At 46.2% G+C, this 23,055-nt stretch carries 16 protein-coding genes; 7 read left to right on the top strand and 9 right to left on the bottom strand.

The annotated features are described in order from the left end of the window. Positions 1-22 precede the first annotated feature (22 nt). Positions 23-1,033 (bottom strand): fatty acid desaturase, encoded by a 1,011-nt coding sequence (locus tag GFS24_RS08475; RefSeq protein WP_153659138.1) that lies wholly within the window; start codon positions 1,031-1,033, stop codon positions 23-25. A 24-nt stretch (positions 1,034-1,057) separates the two neighbouring features. After that, positions 1,058-1,948, bottom strand: coding sequence for a lysophospholipid acyltransferase family protein (locus GFS24_RS08470; RefSeq protein WP_371730166.1), 891 nt, complete (start codon positions 1,946-1,948; stop codon positions 1,058-1,060). A gap of 78 nt (positions 1,949-2,026) precedes the next feature. Here GFS24_RS08470 and rluF point away from each other — a divergent pair, with 78 nt between their 5' ends. Next, entirely contained in the window at positions 2,027-2,767 is a 741-nt protein-coding gene (rluF, locus tag GFS24_RS08465; protein ID WP_153659136.1) for a 23S rRNA pseudouridine(2604) synthase RluF, read from the top strand. Positions 2,768-2,859: 92 nt separating this feature from the next. Here rluF and GFS24_RS08460 read toward each other — a convergent pair whose 3' ends face one another. After that, complete coding sequence (locus GFS24_RS08460; RefSeq protein WP_253906414.1) at positions 2,860-3,546, bottom strand: DUF1080 domain-containing protein; 687 nt, start codon at positions 3,544-3,546, stop codon at positions 2,860-2,862. A 73-nt stretch (positions 3,547-3,619) separates the two neighbouring features. On the opposite strand from GFS24_RS08460, the gene GFS24_RS08455 reads away from it, so the two are divergent. Beyond that, positions 3,620-4,672, top strand: coding sequence for a sialidase family protein (locus GFS24_RS08455; protein ID WP_153659135.1), 1,053 nt, complete (start codon positions 3,620-3,622; stop codon positions 4,670-4,672). Further along, the gene (locus GFS24_RS08450; RefSeq protein WP_153659134.1) at positions 4,669-6,504 is read left to right on the top strand and encodes a glycoside hydrolase family 2 protein; all 1,836 of its coding nucleotides are present in this window, start codon (positions 4,669-4,671) and stop codon (positions 6,502-6,504) included. Before GFS24_RS08455 ends, GFS24_RS08450 begins: the two co-directional genes overlap by 4 nt. 387 nt (positions 6,505-6,891) lie before the next feature. Here GFS24_RS08450 and GFS24_RS08445 read toward each other — a convergent pair whose 3' ends face one another. Genes GFS24_RS08445 through GFS24_RS08435 form a run of 3 tightly spaced genes read right to left on the bottom strand, consistent with a single transcriptional unit; the run spans position 6,892 to position 9,204 of the window. After that, positions 6,892-7,494, bottom strand: coding sequence for a bifunctional 2-polyprenyl-6-hydroxyphenol methylase/3-demethylubiquinol 3-O-methyltransferase UbiG (locus GFS24_RS08445; RefSeq protein WP_153659133.1), 603 nt, complete (start codon positions 7,492-7,494; stop codon positions 6,892-6,894). Positions 7,495-7,545: 51 nt separating this feature from the next. Further along, entirely contained in the window at positions 7,546-8,328 is a 783-nt protein-coding gene (locus GFS24_RS08440) for an AraC family transcriptional regulator (protein ID WP_153659132.1), read from the bottom strand. Then, positions 8,329-9,204: an AraC family transcriptional regulator gene (locus tag GFS24_RS08435; protein WP_153659131.1), complete on the bottom strand. Its 876-nt coding sequence runs from the start codon at positions 9,202-9,204 to the stop codon at positions 8,329-8,331. It lies immediately after the preceding gene. Positions 9,205-9,416: 212 nt separating this feature from the next. On the opposite strand from GFS24_RS08435, the gene GFS24_RS08430 reads away from it, so the two are divergent. From GFS24_RS08430 to GFS24_RS08415, 4 genes are all read left to right on the top strand, one after another. After that, positions 9,417-12,560, top strand: a complete 3,144-nt coding sequence (locus GFS24_RS08430) for a TonB-dependent receptor (protein ID WP_153659130.1) — start codon at positions 9,417-9,419, stop codon at positions 12,558-12,560. A 10-nt stretch (positions 12,561-12,570) separates the two neighbouring features. Continuing rightward, positions 12,571-14,157: a RagB/SusD family nutrient uptake outer membrane protein gene (locus tag GFS24_RS08425; protein ID WP_173003015.1), complete on the top strand. Its 1,587-nt coding sequence runs from the start codon at positions 12,571-12,573 to the stop codon at positions 14,155-14,157. Positions 14,158-14,175: 18 nt separating this feature from the next. After that, positions 14,176-15,372: a glycosidase gene (locus GFS24_RS08420; protein ID WP_153659128.1), complete on the top strand. Its 1,197-nt coding sequence runs from the start codon at positions 14,176-14,178 to the stop codon at positions 15,370-15,372. A gap of 81 nt (positions 15,373-15,453) precedes the next feature. Continuing rightward, positions 15,454-18,297: a pitrilysin family protein gene (locus tag GFS24_RS08415; protein ID WP_153659127.1), complete on the top strand. Its 2,844-nt coding sequence runs from the start codon at positions 15,454-15,456 to the stop codon at positions 18,295-18,297. A 129-nt stretch (positions 18,298-18,426) separates the two neighbouring features. Here the strand turns inward: GFS24_RS08415 and GFS24_RS08410 are convergent, their stop codons facing one another. From GFS24_RS08410 to GFS24_RS08400, 3 genes are read right to left on the bottom strand one after another with little or no spacing between them, the layout of a single operon-like run. Beyond that, complete coding sequence (locus tag GFS24_RS08410; RefSeq protein ID WP_153659126.1) at positions 18,427-20,751, bottom strand: GAF domain-containing protein; 2,325 nt, start codon at positions 20,749-20,751, stop codon at positions 18,427-18,429. Positions 20,752-20,774: 23 nt separating this feature from the next. Further along, entirely contained in the window at positions 20,775-21,773 is a 999-nt protein-coding gene (locus GFS24_RS08405) for an SO2930 family diheme c-type cytochrome (protein WP_153659125.1), read from the bottom strand. Between the two features lie 10 nt (positions 21,774-21,783). Next, positions 21,784-23,046 carry a parallel beta-helix domain-containing protein gene (locus GFS24_RS08400; protein ID WP_153659124.1) on the bottom strand — a complete coding sequence of 421 codons (1,263 nt, stop codon included), beginning with the start codon at positions 23,044-23,046 and terminating at the stop codon, positions 21,784-21,786. Positions 23,047-23,055 lie beyond the last annotated feature (9 nt).

Here is a 23,055-nt window from a genome sequence, read left to right as displayed (position 1 = left end):
CCCGGTTGATGGGAGCCTTTTTTTATTTTACAATTACAGGTTTTGTTTTAGTGGTATTGTTAAGATATAAGGGGATCATTTCATTCCTTTCCGGGTGCCATATTTTCAATTTCAGGCAGGCCCAGATCTCCATAGGATGGAGGGAAGTGGTCTTAGCCTCTTGCAGCTCAGGGATATTCTCCATGGCCTCCGGTAACCGGTAAAAAGGCACGCGTGAATTCAGGTGATGAATATGATGATAACCGATGTTTCCGGTCACCCATTTCCAGAAAGGGCTCATGAGCATATAACTGGAAGAAGCCATCGCTGCATTATCATGGCACCAGCCTTCTTTATCAGTGAAAGTAACACTGGGGAAATTATGCTGTGCATAAAAGAGATAAGAGCCAATGGCCATGGCGATGAAGAAGGGGAGGAACTGCACTAAGAACCAGCCTGCCCAGCCGAGGTTGAGAAAGAGGAATACACCAACACCTATATGCAAAACGAGGGCTAATATAGAGTCCCAGTGTTTTAGCGGGTTGCTGAGGAAAGAACGGATACACATGCCGTACACGAACATGGTGAGGTAGCCGAACAGGATCGTGAGGGGATGCCTTATCGCGAGGTAAGACCGTTGCTCTGCCGGGGTGGATTCATCGAATTTCTGTTTCGTCATAATAGGATAAGATCCTATGCTGGCACTGAATAGTTTTGAATTATGGTTATGATGATGATCATGTGAACGTTTCCAGATGCTGGTAGGCGCCAGCACAAAAATACCAAAGAGTGTAAAGAGGATATTAGCAGGTACAGACTTGTTTAATATAGCATGGTGTTGATGGTCGTGATAGATCACGAACATCCTTACGATGACCAGTCCGCACAGGATGCTGCAGGCAATGCGCAGAACAGGCAGTGCATCGTTAAAGTAAATAGCGGTGAGAAGACCCACCAGGATGATCGCAGTTGTAATTGTGTAATACCAGCTTTTCCATGTCACATCCTGGGCAAACGGCTTTGTTGCCAGGATCAGTTGTTTTCCAGTTCGCATTTTAGACAGTTGTAGACTATATAACTATTTAGTGATCGCTAAATTGGTGACCGGGCGTTTGTGTTTCCATCTCCGGTGGCTCCATAACCAGCTTTCCGGCTGGCGGATAATATCTTGTTCCAAAGCGCGTGTATGCGCCATCGTTATTTCTCCATCTGTTGTTTTCCCTGGTTCTTCAAACAGCGTTTGCGCAGATATCTCGTAATATCCCCGTTTTACCCGCTCCACTCTTGTATATACTACAGGGTAATTCATCTTGCGGGCTATCTTTTCCGTTCCCTGGAACACCGGGGTATTCTGGTTGAGGAAAGTGAGCCAGAATGCGTTATCAGGCGCCGGCGTTTGGTCTGCAATGAAAGCGGTGGCATCTAACTCCGCTCTGTGCTGTACCATCTCCCGGAAGGTGTCTTTCATGGCAATAAGACCGGTACCAAAACGGGTACGCATCCTGTAAATAAGGCCGTTGAAATACTTGTTGGACAGCGGATGATAAACTACATAAAGATGGTGGCGGCATTGCAGGCTGAAGGTATTGCCTGCCCATTCCCAGTTGCCAAGATGCCCCATAACGATAATGATGCTCTTGTTTTCATCCGCGTAGCGGTTAAACAACTGTAACGCCTCTGGCGTGAGTTTGCATCTTTTAATGGCGGATTGCCCGGAAATCGTCAGTGTTTTGAAAGTTTCCAGCAATGTGTCACAGAAAGAACGGTAAAACCGTCGCATTATTGTCTTGATCTCCTTTTCGGATTTTTCAGGAAAAGCATTGCGCAGATTCTCTCCCACCACCTTTTTCCGGTAGCCGAAAACATGATAAACCATCACGAACATAAAATCTGATACCCCGTAGAACAAGGGAAAAGGTATCCAGGAGAGCAAATAAATAAACGGTAAAAGGATGTAATACGTTGGCACTGTGGCAAAATACGTAATTTGTATTAGAATTTAATAGTATTTAATTCTTAAAAAGGGTTTAAGTAATTTTGCAGCGAAATGGACAAAAGTGTAAACAAATACATCAGCGATACCGGTTTTTGCAGCAGGAGAGAAGCGGATAAGTACATTGAGCAAGGCCGTGTAACGATCAATGACAACATTGCTTCCAAAGGAAACCGTGTGGAGGCAGGAGATGTAGTGGAAATAGACGGTGAGCCCCTGAAGAAAAAGAAAACGGCTACCCATACTTATATTGCGCTGAACAAGCCCAAGGGTATCACCTGCACAACAGATACCAAGGATAAGTCCAATATCATCGATTACATCAATTTCCCTTCCCGCATCTTTCCCATTGGCCGGCTGGATAAATTATCCGAAGGACTCATCTTCCTCACCAACGACGGGGATATTGTGAACAAGATCTTAAGGGCGGGCAATCAGCATGAGAAAGAATACTTTGTTACCGTAGATAAGCCTGTGAACCTGGAGTTTATAAAGGCTATGCGCAACGGCGTAAAGATTTTGGGCGGATATACACAAAAGTGCTTTGTACAGCAGGAAGGTACACATCGCTTCCGGATCATCCTTACCCAGGGCCTCAACCGCCAGATCAGGCGGATGTGCGAAGCGCTTGGGTATAATGTGGAAGCACTTCGCCGTATCCGTATCATGAATATTGGTTTGAAAGACCTGCCGGTAGGAAAGTGGCGTTATTTTACGAAGGAAGAGATCAGTACGATCACTGCGATGGTGGCAAACAGCAGCAAAACAGGTAATAATGATGGGATGGACGAGTAGAAGGCGTCCGGGGTTTAGAGGGGGTTTAGAGGAGTTAAGTCTGCAGGTTTGGGATAAGGCCGCTTTACGGAGCCGCCTGTTTTATGCTCTTCTTACTTTGTGATCTTCTTTATCGGCGTTAAAGCCACTTTACGGAACTCCACTTCAGAACCCTCAGCCTGTAAAGCCACATTACCTTTCGTAGCAGTACAACCAGATCCTTCATTCACCACATCTCCATTCACCCATATTTTCACCACATTCCCTACACACTCTATTTTCATAGTATTCCATTCACCCAATGGTTTCTCGGAACTATCTGTGAGGTTCTTGATCCTTCTCTCTTTACCATCTACTGCACCCCATTTTTCTTTAGGCCCGCGGCGCGTTTCCATATCCGGTACGGCAATATCTTCACCAATGCACCAGAAATCCCCCGCATTGTCATGCATTAACTGGCATTCTATGGATTTAGGGAACATGGCATACAGCACCCGCGGTGTGGAAGCATGCACCAGCACACCACAGTTACCCGGTTTGGCAGGAAAACGGTATTCTACCTCCAGCCGGTAGTTTTGATATACTGCATCTGTTATAATATGGCCCTGTGGTTTAGCAAGACTAACTAAGTAGCCATTCCGTACAATGAAAGGTGTTTTAACACTTGAATCCTTATCCATAGCAGGCACATCTATATGCCAGCCGGTGAGGTCCTTGCCGTTGAACAGGTTTTTGGTTTGTGCAAAAGCAAACACGGTGCTAAAAAGGAGTACGACGGAAACAAAGAGTTTTTTCATCATGAACAACGTGGTTTTAATACCATTAAAGATATAAAGATGAAAATTGTTTTATAAATTATTATTTTCCCGGCCGATGAATCCTCCGGGTGTAATAGTATTCCATAGTCCGTCCTCATTGGGCCATTATATTGGCTCTCCTTCGATCTGTATATTACCTGGCGGGGATTATGTAGCGTCCCACGATCTTTTTGGGCCTGCTTCCGCGGAATATGAAACACCGGTGGCAAAAGTCTACCGCTCTTCAGATCAGGGTGCCAGCTGGACGCAAACGGCAGAACTCAAAGGCCAATTCTGGTCCAACCTCTTTGTGCACCGCGGCGCGCTCTATATCATGGGAACGGATAAACACTATGGCAACCTGGTGATCCGTAAATCCACTGATCATGGCAGCTCCTGGACGGACAGGCACCTGATCCGCGAAGGAAGGTTCCATACAGCGCCGGTACCGGTAACACTTCATAAAGGAAGGTTATGGCGCGGCGTGGAAGTAGCTACCGGTCCCGCTGAACAATGGGCCGCCATGATGGGCGCCTGCGTATTCAGCGCAGATGAACATGCAGACCTGCTCAAAGCTTCCAGCTGGACGCACTCCAATCACCTGCTGGACGATACCGGTTGGCTGGAAGGAAATGCCGTGATTTCCAAAGAAGGAGAAGTATGGAATATGCTCCGCGTACACCGGCCGGAAGATAAAGAGAACGAACAGGCCGCTATTGTGAAGATCAGTGAAGATGGCAGCACCGCTGCTTTCGACAGGTTCATTCCCTTCCCCGGTGGCAGTAAGAAATTCAGCATCCGCTATGATGCTGTTTCTCAATTGTACTGGACCATTGCCAACTATGTACCACCGGCATACAGGCAGATCATTCAGCTGGACAGGGTACGGAATACACAGGCGTTGTGTTGTTCTCCTGACCTGTTGCACTGGGAAGTGAGGTCCATCGTATTGCAGCATACAGACCATGAAAAGCATGGCTTTGGTTATGTGGACTGGCAGTTCGACGGAGAAGACCTGGTGTTTTTATCCCGCACTGCTTTTGATGCAAAGAGTTATCATGAAGCGAATTACCTGACATTTCATCGCATACCGCAATTTAGAACTATAGATAAATTATACACTACATGAAAAAACTGTTCACTTTATTATTGATCTCTTCCTTCGCGCAGGCACAGGATTGGAAAGTAGTACCGGGAAAGATCACTACTCCCTGGAGTGAGAAAGTTACACCTGATTCAGTGCTGTCGGAATATCCCAGGCCACAGTTTGTAAGGGATAGCTGGAAGAACCTCAACGGCTTATGGAATTATGTGATCACGCCCAGAAGCGCATCACTGCCGGCCGCTTACCAGGGAAAGATCCTGGTACCTTTTGCTATTGAGTCCGCAATGTCCGGCGTAGGAAAAACAGTTGGAAAGGATAGCCTGCTCTGGTATCATAATTCCTTCACTTTACCTGCTTTCAAAAAAGGGAACAGAACACTGCTGCATTTTGGTGCGGTAGACTGGCAGATGACCCTGTTCATCAACGGGCAGGAAGTAGGCAGCCATCGTGGTGGTTTCGATCCCTTCTCCTTTGATATCACGGGCTTCCTGAAAAAAGGTAAAGGACCACAGGAGATGGTCGTACGCGTATGGGACCCTACAGATCAGGGCCCGCAGCCAAGAGGTAAACAGGTGCGCAAACCGGAAGGTATCTGGTATACACCTGTAACCGGTATCTGGCAAACAGTTTGGCTGGAATCTGTGGCTACCACTTATCTCGCTAAAGTAATACAAACACCGGATGTGGATCAGCAAACGCTCACCGTAGTGACCACGGTGGTGAATCCTGTTCCCGGCGATAAAGTCCGGATCTCTGCATGGGATGGAACAAACATGATCTCTGAGCAGGAAGTAGACCCCGGTGCTACCGCGGTACTGAAAATACCGAGTGCAAAATTATGGTCTCCGGAAGAGCCTTTCCTCTATGACCTGCGTTATGCTATTATAAGAAAAGAGAAACCGGTGGATGAAGTGCAAAGCTATTTCGCGATGCGTAAAATTTCCATTGGCAAAGACGATAAAGGCATTCTGCGCATGTTGCTCAACAACAAGTTCGTGTTCCAATACGGTCCGCTGGACCAGGGATGGTGGCCTGATGGTTTGTATACTGCACCCACAGATGAAGCGCTGAAATTTGATGTGGAGAAAACAAAGGAGATGGGCTTCAACATGATCCGCAAACACATCAAAGTAGAACCTGCCCGCTGGTATTATCATTGTGATAAACTGGGTATGCTCGTTTGGCAGGATATGCCCAGCGGAGACCTCGGTAATCGTTGGGAACAAAGGCCTGGCATTGTTGGCCGTGCTACAGATCAGAAACGCAGCAATGAATCTGAAAGAGCTTACCGCGAAGAATGGAATGTGATCATGGATGCTTTGCATAACGTTCCTTCCATCGTAGTTTGGGTGCCTTTCAACGAAGCATGGGGGCAATTCAAAACCCAGGAGATCACGGAATGGACGATGAAGAAAGATCCTTCCCGCCTCGTGAACAGTGCCAGTGGTGGTAACTTTCACCTCACCGGTCATATCATAGACCTGCACAATTACCCTGAACCTGCTATGCCGCAACCAGATCTCTATGGCTTCAAACAAGCCATTGTGCTGGGTGAGTTCGGAGGATTGGGATTACCCGTAGAAGGTCATGTATGGCAGCAGAAAGATAACTGGGGTTACCAAAGCTTCAAAACACCGGAAGAATTATTCAAAAGATACAGCACCTTCATGGACCGCCTGGAAGAGTTGATCCGCATAGGGCTTTCCGCCGCCGTATACACACAGACCACAGACGTAGAAGTAGAGATCAACGGCCTGATGACCTATGACCGCAAAGTGATCAAGAATCCTGTGGCGTCTTTTTATGATGTGCATAAGAAATTGTATAATCCTGCTTTGGTGGTGATTAAACCGTAGGATGTTTTTCTTACTAAGAAAGAGCCCCCCCGGCAACGAGGGGGGCTTTTCTTTTTTATAGCAGGAGCCCTTTTTATTTTTAAGAGAATCTTTTGCCTGATGGCATTTCTATGAGAAAGGCTTTAAAAAAGCCTTTCTCTTTTTAATAAGATCTTTGCCTGATGGCTTTTCTATGTAAAAGACTTTTAAAAAGCTTCGCTCATTTTAATAAAACCTCTTGCCTGATGGCTTTTCTGTGTTAGCGGCTTTTAAAAACCTCCTCTCTCATTTTAATAAAACCTCTTGCCTGATGGCTTTTCTGTGTTAGCGGCTTTTAAAAACCTCCTATCTCGTTTTAATAAAACCCTTTGCTCAATGGCTTTTCTATATAAAAAGAAAAACCACCCTCTAGGCCATAGGGCTCTTCTTCTTCCCAATAAATCTAATCACAGACCCCTTCCCAATATGATACTTTCCTTCATCTAAAAGAATCTCTTCTTCTGCCAACACCAACACTTCATAATTCCCAAAATCAACCATTATTTCTTCTTTGGAATACAGCATATCCATCTCCTTCGGCCCATAGGCAGCCAGATGGCTTTTACTGAAAGCCTCAAAAATAATGATACCGCCAGGTTTGAGATAGTTATCTAATTGCTTGTGGAAGTCAGCCTTCTTGTCGCCTGAAAAATGCGCATAGATAAGCCCGATAGCATCGAATGTTTCGTTTTCAAAATGAAGATGTTCCAGATCTCCGACAATATACGAGAGTGTAACATGTTTATCCCGCGCAAGTTGTAACGCCTTTGCCTGCCCTTCAACACTCAGATCAAATGAAGTCACCTTCCATCCAAGCTGCGCTGCAAATACACCATTCCGCCCTTCTCCATCAGCAGGCATCAATATAGCCCCAGGCGAAAATTTTGCCAGCCATTCTTTAAAAAACAGATTAGGTTCTTTGCCGTAAGCAAATTCCTGTTCCTTGTATCTTTCGTCCCATTTTTGTTGCATGGTTCAAAGGTAAAGACCATAACCTCCGGGAAATAGGACAAAGGCCCAGTTTTACAGGACTTTACTGAAATGATGCCGGAAAGCCTCCGGTGAATGCCCCGTATGCTTTTTGAAGAGCCTGATAAAGTAAGAAACGTCGATGTACCCCAGGTGCCATGCTATTTGATTCACCTGGTCAGCTGTTGCAAGAAGATATCGCTTCGCCTCCAGGATAATATGTTCATTAATAAGTGTGGAACAGGTTTTACCCAGCGTTGCCTTTGTGATAGCATTTAATTGATAGGGGGAAAGATGCAGCATATCTGCATATTGAGATACTTGCTTGTGATGAGTGATCTGCGTTTCTAAAAGTTCTAAAAATTCCTCCAGGCGCTCCTGAGCATAAGTGTTATTGGTAGCACTCTGGCTATGCTGCCGCATCAATTCGATAAAGAAAATATCCAGGTTGGCCTGGATAACTTTTTGGTACGCTTCCTGTTTATCCGTGTACTCCCGGAGTATAGCCGTCAGTATAGAAAATAATTGCTGGGTACCGGTATGGTAAAGGCTGGCTTTACGCAACAGCGGAGAATAATAGAAATCATTTTTAAACGACATCAGGTATCCCGTACTGCCTGCTTTCATGGTGAGCTGATGCACCTGCCCGGGACGCAGGAAGAAAACCATATTATCGGCCACTTCATACGATATGAAATCTATTGCATGCTCACCTTTTCCTTTTTTCAAAGCCAGCATGTAATAGAAGTCGTGCCGGTGCAAGGCCTGTACCATGTCCAGCTCTTTAATATCCCGTATGCTGAAGCTTGTGATATCCCTTATAGGAATGTTTTTCATTTATATAAATGTTCTTGTACCAGAAAGACTTTCCCTGAATCCTTTGGGCGTACAGCCTTTTTTCTTTTTAAAGATGCGGTTGAAGTTAGAGATATTATGGAAGCCGCATTTGTAAGAGATCTCTGAAACAGAGTAGCGGGTATTTACCAGCATCCGGCAGGCATGCCCCAGTCTTATTTCATTCAGGCTATCTATGAAACTAACGCCTGTGCATTTCTTGATGAAGCGACTGAAGGATACTTCCGTCATGTTGGTAAGTTTGGCGATATCTCCCAGGTTCACTTCCTTGTCGTAGTTATTATTCATGTATTCAAAAGCCTTTTCTATGCGCCTGCTGTTGTAGTTCACCAGTCCTTTCTGGAAAGAGCTGTCAGATAAGGTACGCATGTTCCGGGAGAGGGAAAGATCATGCAGGATAGACATTAGCTCCAGTACAGAATCAAACCCGTTCTTCTGGTTCAGTGTAAGTAAACGGGGGCTTAGCTGTTTGATGGTTTCGGGGGAAAAGAGGATGCCGTTGGCGGCGCCTTCAAACATGCTCCGCATAAAACGAAGCTGGTTCTTGCGCAGCAGCTTTTCATCTATCAGGTCTTTATGGAACTGGATGGTCACCTCTGTGATCTCCTTGCTTTTGCATTCATGCGTGAACCAGCCATGGTTCAGGTTCGGTCCCACCAATACCAGTTCAAGATCAGTGATCGTATCAATGTGATCTCCTACAATGCGCTGCGCGCCGGGAGCATTTATTATGAGGTTCAGTTCCAGTTCCTCATGGTAATGAAGCGGGAAGTCGAACTTGCTTTTGGTGCGGGAAAAGATCATGAAGCAGTCGTGCTGCGTAAGGGGGGTGATCTCCCGGAAGATATCATTTTTCATAACGCTCATTCAATTATTCGAAATTAATGGATAAAAAAGTACTAAGTGTGTTTTTGTGGCTAATTTTTTATAAATACCTGTAAATAGAGGGTTTTGGAGGGTGTGTAATTTTCGCTGTCTGAATTTGACAATTAAGAGATAAGAAAGTACTATAAGTGCATCTTATTTAAATTTAGATTTGGTTCATTATTCTTCGTTAAATAATTCTCGTTATGAAATTTCTACTCCACGGTTCTATTTTCAGCATTTTCCTGTTGCTGCTGGGAACCTCCCTATTCGCCCAGCAGAGAGTTGTTTCAGGTACAGTGAAGGATGAAGCCAACGGTGCGCTTCCAGGTGCTACCATTCGTGTTAAGAATGCCACTGCTGCTACTGTAACAGATGCTAAGGGGAATTATTCCCTGGCCGTACCGGACGGTGCTATACTGGTGTTTACTTTTACTGGTTATGAAACACAGGAGATCGCCGTACAGCAACGCAGCTCCATCAACATTACTTTAAAGAATGCCGCTACCAATCTTACAGATGTGGTAGTGATCGGTTATGGTGTGGTGCGGAAGCGGGACCTGACAGGAACAGTTGCTTCCATCAAAGGAGATCAGCTGAGTAAATCTGCTGTTAACTCATTGGAACAGGGCTTGCAAGGCCGTCTGGCAGGTGTAGCTGTTACACAGAACGATGCAGCGCCCGGGGGCGGTATTAGTATACAGATACGCGGTACCAGTTCCTTATTGGGTGGTACAGAACCATTGTATGTGATAGATGGTGTGCCTGTTGCCAATGCAAGGGCTTCTTTAAAAGAGGCCGGCCCAAGGGAAGAGAATCACATCATGCGTTCCAATACCAATGCGCTGTCTACTATTTCTCCCGGGGATATTGAATCCATTGAAGTGTTGAAAGATGCTTCTGCCACTGCTATCTATGGTTCCCGTGGTGCTAATGGAGTGGTGTTGATCACCACTAAAAAAGGCAAGTCAGGAAAAGGTAAGATCACGTTCAACACCTCACAGGGTTTTGCTACAGTTACCAAAAAAATAGACATGCTCAATGCCTATGAATATGCACAGTATCTCAATGAGGCATACACGAATGCAGGGTTTGCACCAGGCGATCTGCCTTATAGCGGTACTAATGGAAAGCTTACGCCGGACCAGGTGCGGGAGAATTTCGGAGAAGGCGTGAACTGGCAGGATGTTATTTATCGCAATGCTTATTTGCAGGATTATGAACTGGGTGTTTCCGGTGGTTCGGAGAAGAACACATATGCGGTGATGGGTAATTACCTGGCGCAGGAAGGGGCTATCAAAGGTTCCCTGTTCAAACGCGGCGGCCTTCGGCTGAACCTGGATAACCAGGTGAATGATCGGGTGAAAACATCTACCAATCTTTCCGTATCCCGTTCCACCAATGCACTGGTGCGTACGGCTGCTACTACTTCCGGCCAGGAAGGTGGTATTGTAAGGTCTGCCCTGAATTATTCCCCTATTCCATATTACAGGAGGAATACCAATGGGGATATTGAGAAGATAGATTATCTCACCAACCGGGAAGTATCGCAGGATATGTTTGACCGCTTCGGCGCCAGTCCGCTGCGTTATACAGATGAAGTGAAAAGCCTGCAAACCATTACTTCCGGTTTTGGCGGCTTCAACGCGTATGTGGATATTGTAAAAGGACTGATGTTCCAAACCCGCCTCGGCGCCAACTATTTTGAACAGTTAAATGAAACCTACTTTCCGCGTACGGTGAATGAAGGCCGCGCTACCAATGGTAAAGCCATTGTGAGCAACAGCAGCTATTACAGCCTGCTCACGGAAAACCTGCTCACGTACAGGCAGGAGATCGGCAAACACCGCTTCGACTTCCTGGGTGGTTTCTCTTATGAGAAAAGCACCAGCCGTTACCGTACTTCTGAAACACGTGATTTTGCAGATGATAAGCTGGGATATAATGATCTGTTCTCTGGTCTTTCCACAGCACCTACCTTAACGGGCAGATCGCAATGGCAACTGGCTTCTTTTATTGCCCGCGCTAATTACAGTTATGCAGATAAATACCTGTTCACCTATACTTTCCGGTCAGACGGTTCATCCCGCCTGGCGAAGAAGTGGCAGGGCTTCTCTTCTGTAGCGCTTGCATGGCGCTTAAGTGAAGAGCCTTTCATAAAAGAAACGAATATATTCTCAGACCTGAAACTCCGCGCCAGTTATGGTGAATCCGGTAACCAGGCAGTGTCTCCCTATAGTGTGCGTGCAAAATTATCCGGTGTTATCGCCAACATGAACAATGCGGTGATCGCTGCTGTGGATGAAACCACACTGCCTAACAAAGACCTGAAATGGGAAACTACTTCTCAATATAATTTTGGCCTGGATGCCGCTTTCCACGACCGGTTCAATTTCTCTGTGAACCTTTATCAACGTAAAACAAGAGATCTGCTGCAACAGATCACACAGCCACCTTCCACCGGTTATAACACGGTAACGGTGAACTCCGGTAATGTAACGAACAAAGGAATAGAGCTGGAACTGGGTAGCAATATCTTTACCGGCGACTTCAAATGGAATGTGGCGGGTAACATCTCTTTCAACCGCAATGAGATCACAGACCTCGGCGAGTTGCAGGAACAATTTGCAGACAGGTTAGGAGCAGGCTACGGACTCGATGCACGGCCTTTCATTCAAAAAGTGGGTTTACCTATTGGTACAGTATGGGGATTTGTGGAAGATGGTATTTTTCAGAACCAGGCAGAAGTGGATGCTTTCAAAGCCGTGCAGCTGGATGCAAAGGTGGGGCAGACAAGGTATAAGGACCTTAATGACGACAAACAGCTGAATGACCTGGACCGCGAGCAGATAGGAGATGTGAATCCTGATTTCAACTGGGGGTTCACTACTAACTTCAGCTATAAGAATTTTGACCTGAGTGTATTGATCTCCGGGGTGCAGGGCAATGATGTGCTTCATACCAATCGCATGAACTTCCATACCCTTAACGGCAGTGTGAACATTCCCCAGGAAGTGTATGATAGCAGGTGGAGAGGTGAGGGTACCAGCAATACGATCATACAGCCTAACCAGGCAAACATTACTGCCAGCCGGTTCTCCCGCCAGTTCCTGGAAGACGGCTCTTATGTGCGCATCAAGAATATCCAGTTGGGTTACACCTTCCCTAAGATCAGGGGGATCTCTAACCTGCGGATGTATTTTAATGCCATCAACCTGTTCACGTTCACTAATTATTCAGGATATGATCCGGAAGTAAGCGCCTTCGAGAATGCTAATATGCGTGGTGTGGATCTGGGTAGTTACCCGCAATCCCGCACATTAACCGTAGGCCTTAATGTTACCTTCTAAAAATTGCCATATGAAAAAGTTATTTACCATCACCATAACAGCATTAACGCTTTTAGCGGCTGTATCCTGCAAAAAGGCACTTGAAATAGAGGTGTTCGATTTTAAAGATCCTGAGAGTTTTTATAAAACAGATAAAGACCTGCTGCAAGGCATCAATGGCGTATACAAGAACCTGATGACCTGGGATATGTGGATCTCTCCGGCCTGGCATTCCGTGCTGGGCGAAGATGATGACCTGCTGCTGGAAAACTGGCTGGCAGGCGGTTACACCGGAAACCAACGTGGAGAGTGGTACATACAACGCCCCTGGAAAGGTTACTATTATGCCATTCAACGCACTAACCTTGTATTGAAATATGCTGCACAGGTAACAGGTGATGCAGCTATGATAGACAGGATAAAAGCAGAAGCTTTATTCCTGCGCGGTTTCTGTTATTTCGAGATCGTAAGAAGATATGGCGCAGCGCCTATCCGTACAGAAGCATATGATCCTTTGCAGTCAAAGAACATTGCACGCAGCCCGGCAGTGGATGTATACAAACAGGCGGAAGCAGATCTGAAAGCTGCGGCTGCTGTATTGCCTGAAAATTATACCAGTGGAAAGTATGTCACGGCAGATCGTGGCCGCCCTACAAAAGCAGCTGCACTGGGTTTGCTGGCTAAGGTGTATATGCACATGGCCGGTGATGAACTGAAGCAAACAAATTATTATGCAGAAGCCATTACTGCTGCGAAAGCAGTGAGAGATATGGCCAAAGCTTCCGGTTATCCAAAACTGGAAATGAATTACATGAAGAATTTCAATGAGGCGGAACAGGACCTTAGTGATGAGATCCTCTTTGCTATCCCAGCTACGCATTCTCCCAACCAGGGTTCTGAACTGCCTGGTTATTTTTCACCGCAGGGCAGATACAGCGGTGGCGGTAGTGGCGGTTATGTGAGCATGCGGATAGATTTGTATAATAAGTTTGAAGCAAACGATACACGGGTAGCTTTTGGTACTGCAATCTGGGATAGCTGGAAAAACAATGCCAACGAAGATTATTATTATGTAAGCCGGCTACCGGCAGGTGCTGTGTTTAAAACAGGCGGTACCTGGGGTGGTGAATACGGCGGTGGCGCCGGTTATGGACAGGATACCTACACCTTCGGAGGGAAAGATATCTTCGCTTCGCCGCGTTTATATTCTAAGAAATATACAGACCCGAATGCACAGGCGAAAGATGAAAATGGCAATAACCCAATTATCATCCGGTATGCAGATGTATTGTTATTATTAGCAGAAGCAGAAAATGAAGTGAACGGTCCTACCGGGTTAGCATACGATGCAGCAGATGAAGTGCGGGTGCGTGCCAACGTGCTGCCATGGACACGTAACTTATCCAAAGAAACTTTCCGCCAGCAGATCCGGGATGAAAGAAGGAAAGAACTCTACGGTGAATTTCAACGCCGTTGGGACCTGATCCGCTGGGGCATCTGGATACAAACCATGAATGCTGCAGGCCGTGAAAGGCTGGAATTCCAGAAACTGTACCCTATTGCACAGGAAGAGATTGCCGGGAATAAAGAGATCACTGTGAATAACCCGGGATATTAGTAAATAACCAGTATTAGCATGAAAGAGTTTACGGAGCGTTTAAATCGTTTGGAGAGGGCATATGAAGCATTAGTAAACCGTAGGAATGAGCCCCTGCCTGATGGGAATGGCGTATTTGTGCGGTATAAACATCCGGTGTTAACAGCGGCGCATACAAAACTTACATGGCGTTACGATCTTAACCCGGATACGAACCCTTTCCTGATGGAAAGGTTCGGGATCAATGGTGTATTTAATTCCGGCGCCATCAAATGGAAGGGTAAATACCTGCTGATGGCCAGGGTGGAAGGTGTAGACCGGAAATCTTTTTTTGCTATTGCAGAGAGCGATAACGGCATTGATAATTTCAGGTTCCGGGACTATCCCTGCATTATTCCTGAAACGGATGAGCCGGATGGCAATATTTATGACATCAGGCTAACCGCGCATGAGGACGGGTATATCTATGGTTTGTTCTGTACAGAAAGAAAAGACCCTGCTGCACCTGCGGCTGACCAGTCTGCCGCCATTGCTGCCTGCGGTATTGTGCGTACAAAGGATATGTTGCACTGGGAACGCCTGCCTGATCTGAAAACACCTTCTCCCCAACAAAGGAATGTAGTATTGCATGCTGAATTTGTGGAAGGGAAATATGCTTTTTATACCCGCCCGCAGGATGGCTTTATTGATGCCGGTACAGGTGGCGGTATTGGTTTTGGTGTGTGCGATAACATAACACATCCCGTGATCACAGAAGAGAAGATCCTGGACCCTAAAGTATATCATACCGTATATGAAGTGAAGAACGGCCTGGGACCAGCGCCCATCAAAACACAACATGGATGGCTGCACCTGGCACACGGGGTACGCAATACGGCCGCCGGATTACGTTATGTGCTCTATGTTTTCATGACGGACCTGCATGATCTGGCCCGGGTAACCCATAAACCTGCAGGTTATTTCCTGGCCCCGGAAGGTGAGGAGCGGGTAGGGGATGTATCCAATGTGGTGTTTTCCAATGGCTGGATAGCGGACGACGATGGCCAGGTTTTCATTTATTATGCTTCTTCAGATACCCGCATGCATGTTGCCACGTCTACACTAGATCAGTTGGTAGATTATGTTTTAAAAACCCCGGCAGACGGGTTGCGGTCTGCCATCACCGTCAATACCATATGCAGGATCATTGACGGGAACAAAGCTTTTGCCCTGGTAAAGGGAAATGGTGTAAAATGATCCCCCCGTTGCCGTGCCAGTCAGTTTGTGCTGGTACGGCATTTTACCTTATATTTACCCCCAAAACCACCATTTCTATTTATGAAAAGAAGAGTTCTATTGCTTGCGCTTGCTACCACAAGCGTTTTTTCTTTATGGGAGCAGCCTGTGCTGGCACAGAAAAAGCCGGCTACAGCCGTAAAAAAAGCAGGGGAAACTATCCCTAACGATCCCGATGTAAAGATTGGTAAACTGGCCAACGGCCTTACCTATTATATCCGTAAGAATACGGAGCCCAAAAACAGGGCCGTGCTCTACATGGCGCTGAAAGCAGGTTCCCTGATGGAAACCGATGCACAGCAGGGGCTGGCTCACTTTACGGAGCATATGGCCTTTAATGGTACCAAAGACTTTCCTAAAAATGAACTGATCAACTACCTGCAAAAGGCTGGTGTGAAGTTTGGTGCGGACCTGAATGCCTTTACTGCTTTTGATCAGACGGTATACCAGTTGCCTATCCCAACAGATAGCGCCGCTTTGTTCAAAAATGGCTTTAAGATCCTGGCCAACTGGGCAGGATACGTAACCATGGAAGATAGCGAGATCGATAATGAAAGAGGGGTGATTGTGGAAGAAGACCGCCAGCGCGGTAAGAATGCACAATCCCGCATTCAGAAAGAACTGCTGCCGGTGCTGTTAAAAGGTTCCCGTTACGCAGAACGTATCCCTATCGGTAAGCTGGATATCATCCAGAACTTCAAACACAACGAGATCAAACAATTCTATAAAGACTGGTACCGTCCAAACCTGCAGGCGGTGATTGCCGTTGGTGATTTTGATGTGGCAGCTGTGGAAGCGATGATCAAAGAAAACTTCAGCCCGCTGAAGAACCCTGCTAATCCTAAACCTGCTGTTAAATACGACATGCCGGATAATAAGGAGCCGCTGGTGAAGATCGTAACAGACCAGGAATTCCCTTACAATGTGGCCTTTGTAATGATGCGCCATCGCGGTTCAGTTGGTAAAACAACGGCCGATGTGAAAGCCGGTCTCGTTTCAGGTATGGTGAATTCCATGATGGGCAGCCGTATCAGTGAACTGAAACAGAAAGGTACTGCACCTTTCGTAGAAGGTCAGTTTTCCTATGGCGCTTACCAGGGTGGCCTGATCCCCGGGCTGGAAGCTGCTACGGTTGTAGCTGTTGCCAAATCCGGCGATGAGCTGACCAAAGCACTGGGTGCCATGATGACGGAATCAGAACGCATGAGCCAGTTCGGCTTCACTGCTTCTGAACTGGAAATAGTAAGGAAGAACCTGGATGCAGGCAACGAAAAATCTTTCAGAGAGAAAGATAAAGTAGCCTCCAATGCATATGTACAGGCTTACCTGAGCAACTTCCTCACCGGTAACCCTATTCCGGATGCTACTTACCGTTATGAAATGGTGAAGAAGTTCCTGGCAGAGATCACACTGGATGATGTGAATAAAAAGGCGAAGGAAATGATCAAACGGGAGAACATGATGATCATTGTACAGGCGCCTGAAAAAGAGAAAGCTAAATTACCAACAGAAGCACAATTGCTGGCTACCGTTCGGGATGCTGGTAAAGGTGTTACTGCTTACGTGGAAACCAAAGTGGATAAACCACTGCTGGATAAAAAACCGGTAGCTGGTAAAGTAGTAAGTGAAGAGAAGATTGATGGTTTGGATGTTACTAAACTCACACTTTCCAATGGTGTAAAAGTATACCTGAAACCTACCACTTTCAAGAACGACCAGATCATCTTCTCTTCTTTCGGAGCAGGTGGTACTTCCCTGGCAGATGACAAGGAATACATGAACATGAACTACGCCGGCAACATCGCATCTGATGGTATCGGTGATTTTGACAATACACAGTTAAGGAGATTAATGGCTGGTTCTACTGCCAATGCATCTGCTTACATCAGCGATCTGTACCAGGGCTTCAGCGGCAGTGCTTCTCCCAAAGACCTGGAAACTGCACTGCAACTGGTGTATGCCCGGGCTACCAATCCCCGTAAAGATCCTGTGCTGTTCAAACAGAACCTGGATGACTATAAAGTAATGCTGAAGAACGCAGATGACAGTCCTGAAAGTGTATACGGTGACACCATCACGGCGGTACTCTCTTCTAACAGCATCCGCGAAAAGAAACCAACGGTTGCAGAACTGGATGCGATCTCCCTGGATAAATCCTTCGATTTCTATAAAGCCCGTTTTGCAGATGCCAGCGGACAAACATTCGTGTTTGTAGGAAACTTTGAAGTGGATAAGATCAAACCTTTGCTGGAAACTTACCTGGGCGGATTGCCTGCGGCTAACCATCCAGAGCAATACATTGACCGTGGTGTCAAACCATTGGGCGGTAAAGTGGAAAGAACAGTGAAGAGAGGTATTGAAGATAAAGCACAGGTGAAATTGTATTTCCATCATGATTACCAGTTTTCACCTGAAAACAATCTGCAGTTAAGTGCATTGAGCGATATCCTGGAATTTAAGGTACTGGAGCGCTTGCGTGAAAAGGAGAGTGGTGTATACAGTCCGAATGTGGGTGTTTCTTATGAGAAATTACCTAGTCCGTATTACAACCTGACCATCTCCTTTAGCTGTGCTACTGCCAATGTGGAGAAGCTGATCGCTGCTTCATTGGATGAAATTGAGAAGATCAAGAAAGAAGGCGCTACTGCGGTAGACGTGGAGAAATTCAAAGCGGAAAGCAGAAGGGCGATGGAAGTGAGCTTGAGAGAGAACAATTTCTGGCTGTCCTATCTTACTTCTAAATTCCGTAATAACGAAGATCCTTTAACTGTACTGAAGCAAAATGAACGCCTGGAACAGGTAACACCTGAAAGCGTGAAAGCTGCTGCACAGAAGTACCTGGGTGGCGCTGATTACTTCAGGGCTGTACTGGTGCCGGAGAAATAGTTTTTTTCAAATGGGAAACGGGGCTGTCTCTGATGAGGCGGCCCCGTTTTTTATTTTATAGCGGTAATGCAGTTGCTGTTTTGTACGGGCCTTCTTTTTTATTTTGGTAATGTAGTTGTATGCCTCTTTTTATTCTGGTAAAACTGTCACGCGCAATGCCTTTAACCCTGTCAATCCCTGCAGGTCCTCCAGTTCCAGTGTTTCCACTTCACTATCCAATACTTTTTCTCCCTGCAGGTAATGGATATAGGGCAGGTAATCTTCCACATCCTTATCGTTAAAATAGATCAGGGCTATCTTATCCGGTTGTGTTAACCTTTCTTCCGTATGCCTGATATGCACTTTGTCAATGCGCTTTTTGATCATCTCATAGCGGATGTTATAAGCGCCTTCCACATCAAACTTCCTTTCGTCCGTTCTGAAACTGATATCAATGGTATTGTTATGCAGGAAGATCAGTTGTGTGGTATGCAGCGCTTTAGGCATATCCGGTAACATGGATTTCGTTAACCGCGCAATATTGGCCATAGAGGTCAGCTGCCATAACCGGATGCCTTTCAGGTGAAAGTGGGAGAAGGGCCTGTCCGGCGCTATGGACTGGCCTATGTAGATATCATATTCAATCCCGTCTGTCCTGAATTTTTCAAAGTAACAGGGATAGGCCGCCTGCAATTGTTCCTGTTCGGATTCCAGGTACTTGTTGATGCTGTTATTCAGCAATGTCATGGATTGATCCAGCGCCTGTTTATTGGAATCTGTTACTTCTGCTATTGTTTTCAGATAACTGTCGATGATCGTTTTGGCTTTTGGTTCTTCGGTGGCCAGGTACTGAAGGTATTCCACAGATTCCACCTGCAGGAAGTAGGTAACATTGCCTTCTTCTGTGGTGGTCAGTTGTTCCTGTCCTACTGTTTGCAGCCATGTTTTGGAGGAGAAGATCATGCCATCCAGTAAAGTAGAGCGGTGATAGGACTGTGCTTCAGCAAACAGATCGCCCAGTTTTTTTAGCTGGTGTTCAAGGTCTGCCTGGATAGCCTGGTTCCTTTCTACCGTAGAATTGCGGATGTCAATAGCACCATAGAGCGGATATACGGTGGTGAAACGGATAGGCGCTGTTTCTGTAATGGAAGGGTCTTTCTTTTTCCGGTACAGGTAGTCCCAGGCTATTTCGTTAAACTTCCATTGTACGGAAGGTTGAATGGAGGTGAATTTTTCTTTGATGATGTTGTCTATTTCAAGATTGAAAGCATCGATATAGATCTGCATCAGCTGTCCCAGTGGCGTGATGGCTGGTTCCAGTTTTGCAAATGTTTTTTCGTCAAAAGACTCCGGCGCCCAGGTATGCATGGCCAGCACGCCAACTAACACCCCGTTGTGAAATACAGGCATCAGGGCCAGGGAGCGAACACCTTTATTAACGAAGGTTTGCAGGAAACTAAATTCCCGGAGGCTTTCTTTTGCTACATCCCGGGAGAAGAAAGAATTGGGATTGGCAGCATAGGAGGATGCCTGGTATTGAAAGGTTTCAGGCGTTAATCGCTGATCTCCCCATGTTTCATACAGGATGCCTGTACCGCCCCGTCCAAAACCATAGACCATTTTTCCGTTCACGCGCAGAAAAGGGAAAATGTCAAATTCTATCTTACTGTTGCACACTAATGTTTTGAGCGATTGGATCACGCTCTTATAAATTTCTTCGTCATTTCCCGCTTTGCGGTTCAGCCTGATCTTAGTGATATTAGTGACCGCTTTTTCTGCTGTTACATCCTGGATAGTGGAAACAGAAATGCCCCTGAATTTAAAGAGTTCCAGCGGCAGGATGCTTTCCAGGTACTCAGTGCCTGTATTCTGTGTTAAGTGCGCATGTAGCTTGCCGAAATTGAGTTCAGGTAAAGGGCCTTTGGCCGTGGCTTCAATGAATTCCGTATTGATATGAACAGTGTAATACTGGAGCAGTCCTGACTCATCATTCTGATAAGCGTGGTATTGTTCGTTCTTTAAAGGGGAGTGATAATTATAGAACCTTTTCAGTATGAAAGAATAGATCATGTCTATCCGGTCTTTCCTGTAATCTTCCAGGGACCTGTTTATCAGATCTGTTTTGCGGCTTTGCAGCACGGTGTAGAAAGATTCCGTGCCATACACGATAGTGGGGTGGACCGGTACCCAGAGGGCCCATAAGGTTTCCTCTTCTGTGGAGAACATGGGAGCCATACTGGCGTACAAATACTCCAGCAGTTCGGTATGTTCATAGAGCTGGGGTATGGTGAGTTCATCCGGAAGGTTAGCCGCCTCGAATTTTTCCAATATCTTTTTAAAGAAATCAACCTTCACTGTTTTTTCTTCCGCTATCCTTTTTTGCAGGAATGTCATGAACGGCTTAAATGATAAAGCCGTATCGATCTGTAGTCCGTCAGGCAGGTTGCCTGAAAAATCAATGAGTAGTTGCTGCATATCGGTTAGGTAATTACCCGAAATTACTGATTTCGTGGCAATTGATCTATCCATGCTTTTATCAGGGTTACCCCTTCCTTGTGAATAAGTGTTCTGGCTAATTCAGGCATGGCTGTTCCCGGTTCCGTACTGTTCATCCGGTACGCAAGGATGGATTGCTCCGAATGGCCGGGAAGGATATCATAATCCAGCCCACCAGCCCCGCCACCTGCCGATACAGGGCCTTTCAGGAATCCCAGATGTATAGGGTCACTTTGTTCGTATTCCAGGAATAAGCCGGTATTATAAGCATCTCCGCCTTTTGTATGGCAATGCGCACAATTCACATCCAGGTATGCCCGTGCCCGTTGGGTGACCGTATAATGTAAGCTATCCTTCCAATCCGGCAGTATTTCCAGGGAGGAAGGTTTGCCTTTCAGGGAGCCGTTATTGGCCCATTCTGTCAGCTGGCGCAGATTGCGGGCCTTGGGGCCGATAGGCAGCAATTCCCCGTTATTGGAATGGCACCTTTTACAGTCATTGGTATTAGGCACCTGGTATACCGTGGAAACCCTTTGCTGCTGATCATCCAGCAAAGTGATGGGCACCTTCTTTCCCATGATCCATTTCACCGCTTCTGTTTGCTTCGTATCCCAGAGATAGTTCATCACCTTCCATTTATGATCAAAGGGATCTTTAAAAAGCAGCCGTGTTTCTATCAGTGTTTTAACATGTGCCGTATCATTATACGAGAAGTTCTTAATAATGAAAGTGGAATCCGGAAAATCCAGCATGCCGGAATCTTTGTACTGCATGGCTTTTCCGGCAGGCAGTACAATGAAGCGGTCCTTTAAGGCATAATCCGTGAACAGCGGTGTGTGCAGATCGTAATGCTGCACACCTGCTGTTGCGGTGAGGGTTTTTAAGTCCCCTGTAAAGAAACCGTATTCAGATAATTTCTCTTTAAACTGATAAGCCTCTAAGGGCTTCTGAGGTTGCTGGCAACCCCATAATAATAAGATACCAAAGATCAAACGCTTCATTTCTATTTTTCTATTTACAACTGAATGCCGTCATGTCCGTACCCGGACGCCAGTTTTTTGTACCCATGTTCAATGCATCTGCATTCACAAAAAGATTGCTGCCTGTTTGTTTGATGCAGATGGAATCCGGGTTTACTTTTTGTTCGTTCGTGATCACATTTGTAGAGATGCCATCGTACAGGATCAAAGGGATACGTGCACCTTTGCGGGAGGTGTCCTGCTGATTTAATTGCTGCTCAATAGCCACGAGGATCTTGCCGGTATGATGTGCAAACACCGGTTCCGGGAAAGCGGGGCCCATTTCCAGCGTGTTATCATGGATGTAGATGTTCTTCGAAACAGGGAAGTAGCTGGCTTTGATCTTTTCGCCTGCTTTACTGTCTACAAAGAAACCGGATACGAGGATGATGGCGCTGGAATTATTATTGATGATACGGTTATTGTACAATTCAATATCTGAAGTGGCCTGGATGATCACGCCACTGCCGGGAGCAGCATTGCCCACACCCCAGGTGGTGCCGAAGCTGCCGGATTTGGCAAAGTTCTTTTCGTTGTTGTCGTGTATGTAATTATTGTAAGCTTTTACATGCCCGCCCCGCTGAGAGAGGTCCGGCAGATCAAAGATCAGGAAGCCGGAAGTATTGCCATAGAATTCATTGTCGAATACTTCCGCATTTGTGGTGTTCTCTATTTCACAGCCGGCCACGTTTTTGAAAGCCTTACATTTCTTTACGACTGCTTTGTTAGTTTGCCCTACATAGATGCCCGCATCAGATGCGCCTTCTGCATAACAATTTTCAATCACCACATCGTTGCACAACACAGGATAGATCCCGTAACCTCCGTTGCTGGAATCCATTTTTGCCCATACTGCATGGAGGTCTGTGATACGTACGTTTTCACTTTTGGTTATTTTCAGCAGGTCTCCTTTGGATTCCCTTAATGTGATGCCAGAGATAGCGAAATCTTTCACCTCTGCCACGCGGATGCCTTCACCACCTTGCGTCTGGCCGGAGAAATCAAGGATGGTTTTGTCCGGCCCGGCCCCTTTGATGCTGATATGTTTCAGCTGTACGAGGCTCAGGTTGTCGAATTTATACAGTCCTTCTTTCAGTTCAATACTGCTGCTGTCCGTGAGTGAAAGGAAGGCTTCCAGGATCTTCGCCTCTTCGCCGGGGCCAAAGGTGAGCACGGTTTTATAATCTCCGGGAGGTTTGGGAGCAGAACAGGCGGCCACCAGGATAACAATGAGAATGGATAGATAACTTTTCATGAGCTATAT

It is taken from the genome of Chitinophaga sp. SYP-B3965, assembly GCF_009647655.1.
Taxonomy (GTDB): Bacteria; Bacteroidota; Bacteroidia; order Chitinophagales; family Chitinophagaceae; genus Chitinophaga.
The sequence above is the reverse complement of the archived record's forward strand: the minus strand, read 5'-3'. Positions and strand labels throughout refer to the sequence as shown.